The organism is Streptomyces sp. NPDC006134 (assembly GCF_040628835.1).
Lineage (GTDB): Bacteria > Actinomycetota > Actinomycetes > Streptomycetales > Streptomycetaceae > Streptomyces.
The window spans coordinates 249,284-255,802 of the sequence record NZ_JBEXTV010000001.1 but is presented as its reverse complement, the minus strand read 5'-3'; the positions used below and the strand labels follow the sequence as shown (position 1 = coordinate 255,802).

The following is a 6,519-nucleotide window of genomic DNA, read 5'->3' as shown; positions in this document are numbered from 1 at the left end:
GGTTGCCGGGTTGTGTCCGGCGTTCGGGCCGTGTGGTTGCCGGGTTGTGTCCGGCGTTCGGGCTGTGTGGTTGCCGGGTTGTGTCCGGCGTTCGGGCTGTGTGGTTGCCGGGTTGTGTCCGGCGTTCGGGCCGTGCGGTCGCCGGGGCGCGTCTGACGTCCGGTCGGCCCGGCGACGGACTAGGAGCGGCCACGGTCCGTCACCGCCGACGCCGTCGGCCCTCGCCCCCGGGAGTTTCCGGTCCGCCGGCCTCGCGCGAAACGCCCGACGACGGGGCATCGCGCCTCCCGCTCTCCCTCTCCTGGTGACCCGAAGAACTCTTCCCGTGACCGAAGAACCCCGCCCTCCCGGCCATCCGGAGGCCCCGCTCTCCCGGCAGGCCGAAGGCCCCGCTCTCCCGGCAGGCCGAAGGCCCCGCCGTCCGCCCTGGGGAAGGGCGGGACGACGGGGCCTTCGGGTGAAGCTGCTGGATCCGCGCCCGCGTGGCGAACGCAGGCCGCGCGCGGATCCGGGGTGCCGGTCGGGAGCGGATGAGAGAGGGCCCGCTCTGGGTCCTTCCGGCGGCTGGATCCACCGGGGATCCGGTCAGATCCGGTCAGATCAAGAAACGGTTCAGCCCTTGAGGGACGCGACCTTCTGCGCCAGCGCCGACTTCTTGTTGGCGGCCTGGTTCTTGTGGATGACGCCCTTCGAGACGGCCTTGTCCAGCTGACGCGCGGCGGCGCGCTGGTACTCGACGGCCTTCTCGACGTCACCCGCGGCGGCGGCCTCGCGGGCCTTGCGGATCGCGGTCTTCAGGGAGGACTTGACGGCCTTGTTGCGCAGCCGGGCCTTCTCGTTGGTCTTGATCCGCTTGATCTGGGACTTGATGTTCGCCACGAATGAGCCTTTACAGGTTCAGGCACGCGAGCACGGGGCCGCTGGCGGTCCGTCTCGCGCGCCGGTGATTTCCAGGAGACGTGCCTCTTGCTGAGAGGGCATGAGACACAGCCACTCAGACTACCAGCGGGCGATTGTGCGGCCCAAACCGGTCGCCGGTCCGCGCCCGTGGGACCATGGAAGCTACGTATCGATCCGACCCGAGACCGCAGACACTGCGGACGCCTCAAGAATCAGGACCCTGCGTGCCCGCGATCCCTAGCCATGTGCCCGAGCCGAGCCGTACCGACCCGGCTCTGATCCGCAATTTCTGCATCATCGCGCACATCGACCACGGCAAGTCCACGCTCGCCGACCGGATGCTCCAGCTGACCGGCGTGGTCGAGCAGCGGCAGATGCGCGCCCAGTACCTCGACCGCATGGACATCGAGCGCGAGCGCGGCATCACGATCAAGTCCCAGGCGGTGCGACTGCCGTGGGCGCCCACCCACGACAAGAGCAACACGCACATCCTCAACATGATCGACACCCCGGGGCACGTCGACTTCACGTACGAGGTGTCGCGGTCGCTCGCCGCCTGCGAGGGGACCATCCTCCTCGTCGACGCCGCCCAGGGCATCGAGGCGCAGACCCTCGCCAACCTCTACCTGGCGATGGAGAACGACCTCACGATCATCCCGGTGCTCAACAAGATCGACCTGCCGGCCGCGCAGCCCGAGAAGTTCGCCGAGGAACTCGCCAACCTGGTCGGATGCGAGCCCGACGACGTGCTCAAGGTCTCCGCGAAGACCGGGCTCGGCGTCGAGGCGCTGCTGGACAAGGTCGTCGCCGAGATCCCCGCCCCGGTCGGCGTCAAGGACGCCCCCGCCCGCGCGATGATCTTCGACTCGGTCTACGACTCCTACCGCGGTGTCGTGACGTACGTCCGTGTCATCGACGGCCAGCTCAACAAGCGCGAGCGGATCCGGATGATGTCCACGAACGCCACGCACGAGCTGCTGGAGATCGGCACCAACTCGCCGGAGATGCTGCCGGCCGACGGTCTCGGCGTCGGCGAGGTGGGTTACCTCATCACCGGTGTGAAGGACGTCCGCCAGTCGAAGGTCGGCGACACCGTCACCAGCCAGCAGAAGGGCGCCACGGAGGCGCTCGGCGGCTACAAGGACCCGAAGCCGATGGTCTTCTCGGGCCTGTATCCGCTGGACGGCTCGGACTACCCGGAGCTGCGCGAGGCCCTCGACAAGCTCCAGCTCAACGACGCCGCGCTGGTCTACGAGCCGGAGACCTCCGCCGCCCTCGGCTTCGGCTTCCGCGTCGGCTTCCTGGGTCTGCTCCACCTGGACGTGATCCGGGAGCGCCTGGAGCGCGAGTTCGGCCTCGACCTGATCGCGACCGCGCCGAACGTGGTCTACCGCGTGATCATGGAGGACGGCACCGAGGTCGTCGTCACCAACCCGAGCGAGTTCCCCGAGGGGAAGATCGCGGAGGTGTACGAGCCGGTCGTGCGCGCCACCATCCTCGCGCCCACCGAGTTCATCGGCGCGATCATGGAGCTGTGCCAGACCCGGCGCGGCACCCTGCTCGGCATGGACTACCTGTCCGAGGACCGTGTCGAGATCCGCTACACCCTTCCGCTCGCGGAGATCGTCTTCGACTTCTTCGACCAGCTCAAGTCGAAGACGCGCGGGTACGCGTCCCTCGACTACGAGCCCACGGGCGAGCAGAGCAGCTCCCTCGTGAAGGTCGACATCCTGCTGCACGGCGACAAGGTGGACGCCTTCTCGGCGATCACCCACAAGGACCAGGCGTACGCGTACGGCGTCCGGCTCGTCGCCAAGCTGAAGGAGCTGATCCCGCGGCAGAACTTCGAGGTGCCGGTGCAGGCCGCCATCGGCTCCCGGGTGATCGCCCGCGAGACCATCCGCGCCATCCGCAAGGACGTCCTCGCCAAGTGCTACGGCGGTGACATCTCCCGTAAGCGGAAGCTGCTGGAGAAGCAGAAGGAAGGCAAGAAGCGGATGAAGATGGTGGGTTCCGTGGAGGTCCCGCAGGAGGCCTTCATCGCCGTCCTCTCCAGCGACGACAGCGCGGGGTCGGGCAAGGCCAAGAAGTAACCGGGCGAAACGGATCAAGAAGTAACCGAACAGAGCGGATGGCGAGGGGCCCGTCGTACTTTCGTACGACGGGCCCCTGCGTGTGATCGCGGGCATCCTCCGAGGAAAGGAGGAGGAAAGGCGAGGAAAGGCGAGGAAGTGTCAGGGCGCGGAGTCTTACGCCGTGGCCGGTCGGCCTCTACGCTGAACCCTGCTCGATAGTTACTCGTGAGTTAAACAACGGCTCGCGAGGAAGACCGCTGAGGAAGACCAGCCGCACCTGAGCCAGCCGCACTGTCGCGGGCCCGGAGGATGTCGTGAGCGACGCACAGACACTGATCGAGAACCGTCCGCCGTCCGTGGCGGGCCTCTTCCTGGAGCGCGTGGCGGCCACGCCGGACGCCGAGGCCTACCGCTACCCGGTCCCCCCCGCCTCCGGCCAGGGCCCGGACGACTGGAGGTCGCTGAGCTGGGCGCAGGCCGCCGAGCGGGTCACCGCCATCGCGGCCGGCCTGATCGAGCTCGGGGTGGAACCGGAGCAGCGGGTGGCCCTGGCCTGCGCCACGCGGATCGAGTGGATCCTGGCCGACCTCGGCATCATGTGCGCGGGCGCCGCCACGACCACCGTCTATCCGCAGACCAACGCCGAGGAGTCGGCGTACATCCTGTCGGACTCCGGCAGCCGGGTGCTCGTCGCGGAGAACGCCGAGCAGCTGGCCAAGGTCCGTGAGAAGCGGGCGGAGCTGCCCGAGCTGACCCACGTCGTCGTCATCGACGGCGAGGGCGTCGAGACCGGCGACGGGGTGCTCACCCTCGCCGAGCTGGAGCGCCGGGGCGCGGCCCGTCTGGAGAAGGACCCCGGCCTGGTCGGGAAGCGGGTCGGCGCGATCACCAAGGACCAGCTCGCCACCCTCATCTACACCTCCGGCACCACCGGCCGTCCCAAGGGCGTCCGCCTCCCGCACGACAGCTGGTCGTACATGGCCAAGGCGATCGCCGCGACGGGGCTGGTCACCGGTGAGGACGTGCAGTACCTGTGGTTGCCGCTCGCGCACGTCTTCGGCAAGGTGCTGACCTCCGGCCAGATCGAGGTCGGCCACGTCACCGCCGTCGACGGCCGCGTCGACAAGATCATCGAGAATCTTCCGGTGGTGCGGCCGACGTACATGGCGGCCGTGCCACGCATCTTCGAGAAGGTCTACAACGGCGTCGCGGCCAAGGCGAAGGCGGGGGGCGCCGCCAAGTACAAGATCTTCCAGTGGGCCGCCGAGGTCGCCCGCGAGTACGCCAGGGTCACCCAGGACACCTTCCGCCGCACCGGCACCGCGAGCGCTCCCTTCGGCCTGTCGGCCAAGCACAAGGTCGCCGACGCCCTCGTCTACGCCAAGATCCGCGAGGCGTTCGGCGGCAACCTGCGCGCCTGCGTGTCGGGCAGCGCCGCCCTCGCGCCCGACATCGGCTACTTCTTCTCCGGCGCCGGCATCCACATCCTGGAGGGCTACGGCCTCACCGAGTCCTCCGCCGCCTCCTTCGTCAACCCCGGCGAGGCCTACCGCACCGGCACGGTCGGCAAGCCGCTGCCCGGCACCGAGGTGCGCATCGCCGACGACGGCGAGATCCTGCTGCGCGGCCCCGGCATCATGCAGGGCTACCACGAGCTGCCCGACAAGACCGCCGAGGTGCTGGAGCCGGACGGCTGGCTCCACACCGGCGACATCGGCGAACTGTCGCCCGACGGCTACCTGCGCATCACCGACCGCAAGAAGGACCTCATCAAGACCTCCGGCGGCAAGTACGTGGCGCCCGCCGAGGTCGAGGGCCGGTTCAAGGCGATCTGCCCGTACGTCTCCAACATCCTCGTGCACGGCGCCGACCGGAACTACTGCACCGCGCTGATCGCCCTCGACGAGGCCGCGATCACCGAGTGGGCGAAGGAGAACGGGCTGGAGGGCCGCTCGTACGCCGAGATCGTCGCCGCGCCGGCCACGGTGGAGATGGTGCAGGGCTACGTCGACCAGCTCAACGCCGGGCTCCAGCGCTGGCAGACGATCAAGAAGTTCCGGCTGCTGCCGCGCGACCTCGACGTCGAGCACGGCGAGATCACCCCGAGCCTGAAGCTGAAGCGGCCGGTCGTCGAGCGGGAGTACAAGCACCTGATCGACGAGATGTACGAGGGGACGCGCGAGGCGTAGGGACCTTCGGGACGCACCGGTGCCGGGAACCCCCGGCACCGGCCCGGCGCGGTGCCGCCGCCCGGTGCTGGACAATGGAACCCATGCCCTCCGCACTCCCCGACGGCGAGCCCGTCCCCGCCGACGGCGCCCTGCCCGTGTCCGCGCTGGCCGGGGCCGCCGACCGGCCCCTCGGCTTCTACCTGCACGTCCCGTACTGCGCGACCCGCTGCGGCTACTGCGACTTCAACACCTACACCGCCACCGAGCTGCGCGGCACCGGCGGCGTCCTCGCCTCCCGCGACAACTACGCCGAGACGCTGACCGACGAGATCCGCCTCGCCCGCAAGGTGCTCGGCGACGACCCCCGCGAGGTCCGCACGGTCTTCGTCGGCGGCGGCACGCCCACCCTGCTGGCCGCCGACGACCTCGTGCGGATGCTGCGCGCCGTCCGCGACGAGTTCGGCCTCGCGCCGGACGCCGAGGTGACGACGGAGGCCAACCCGGAGTCGGTCGACCCGGCCTACCTGGCCACCCTCCGCGAGGGCGGCTTCAACCGGATCTCCTTCGGCATGCAGAGCGCGAAGCAGCACGTCCTCAGGATCCTGGACCGCACCCACACGCCCGGCCGCCCCGAGGCGTGCGTCGCCGAGGCCCGGGCGGCCGGCTTCGACCACGTCAACCTCGACCTGATCTACGGCACCCCCGGCGAGTCCGACGACGACTGGCGGGCCTCCCTGGACGCCGCCCTCGGCGCCGGACCCGACCACGTCTCCGCCTACGCGCTCATCGTCGAGGAGGGCACGCAGCTCGCCCGCCGCATTCGCCGCGGCGAGGTCCCGATGACCGACGACGACGTGCACGCCGACCGCTACCTGATCGCCGAGGAGACCCTGTCCGCCGCCGGCTTCGCGTGGTACGAGGTGTCGAACTGGGCGACCTCCCCGGCCGGGCGCTGCCTGCACAACGAGCTGTACTGGCGGGGCGCCGACTGGTGGGGCGCCGGACCCGGCGCGCACAGCCACGTCGGCGGGGTGCGCTGGTGGAACGTGAAGCACCCCGGCGCCTACGCGGCGGCGCTGGCGGCCGGGCGGTCCCCCGGGGCCGGGCGCGAGGTGCTGAGCGACGAGGACCGCCGGGTGGAGCGCGTCCTGCTGGAGCTGCGGCTGCGGGAGGGGGTGCCGCTGTCCCTGCTGCGGCCCGAGGGCCTGGCGGCCTCCCGCCGGGCACTGGCCGACGGGCTGCTCCAGGAGGGGCCGTACGAGGAGGGGCGCGCGGTGCTGACGCTGCGCGGGCGGCTGCTGGCGGACGCGGTGGTCAGGGACCTGGTGGACTGATCACTCGGCGGAGTGAACCGCTACGGAATGCGGGTTCGC

General features: G+C 70.2%; 4 protein-coding genes. 3 read left to right on the top strand and 1 reads right to left on the bottom strand.

What is annotated here, in order from left to right; genetic code table 11:
- Positions 1–612: 612 nt before the first annotated feature.
- Complete coding sequence (gene rpsT, locus ABZ340_RS01180; RefSeq protein ID WP_029387472.1) at positions 613–879, bottom strand: 30S ribosomal protein S20; 267 nt, start codon at positions 877–879, stop codon at positions 613–615.
- A 245-nt stretch (positions 880–1,124) separates the two neighbouring features.
- On the opposite strand from rpsT, the gene lepA reads away from it, so the two are divergent.
- The 3 genes from lepA (at position 1,125) to hemW (ending at position 6,480) form a co-directional block, all read left to right on the top strand.
- Positions 1,125–2,993: a translation elongation factor 4 gene (gene lepA, locus ABZ340_RS01175; RefSeq protein WP_358779624.1), complete on the top strand. Its 1,869-nt coding sequence runs from the start codon at positions 1,125–1,127 to the stop codon at positions 2,991–2,993.
- 296 nt (positions 2,994–3,289) lie between these two features.
- The gene (locus ABZ340_RS01170) at positions 3,290–5,164 is read left to right on the top strand and encodes an AMP-dependent synthetase/ligase (protein WP_358779623.1); all 1,875 of its coding nucleotides are present in this window, start codon (positions 3,290–3,292) and stop codon (positions 5,162–5,164) included.
- A gap of 83 nt (positions 5,165–5,247) precedes the next feature.
- Positions 5,248–6,480: a radical SAM family heme chaperone HemW gene (gene hemW / locus ABZ340_RS01165; RefSeq protein WP_358779622.1), complete on the top strand. Its 1,233-nt coding sequence runs from the start codon at positions 5,248–5,250 to the stop codon at positions 6,478–6,480.
- The last annotated feature ends 39 nt before the right edge of the window (positions 6,481–6,519 follow it).

Excerpts from the sequence above, each read along its gene's own strand:
- hemW (WP_358779622.1), top strand. The coding sequence starts at position 5,248 with ATGCCCTCCGCACTCCCCGACGGCGAGCCCGTCCCCGCCGACGGCGCC.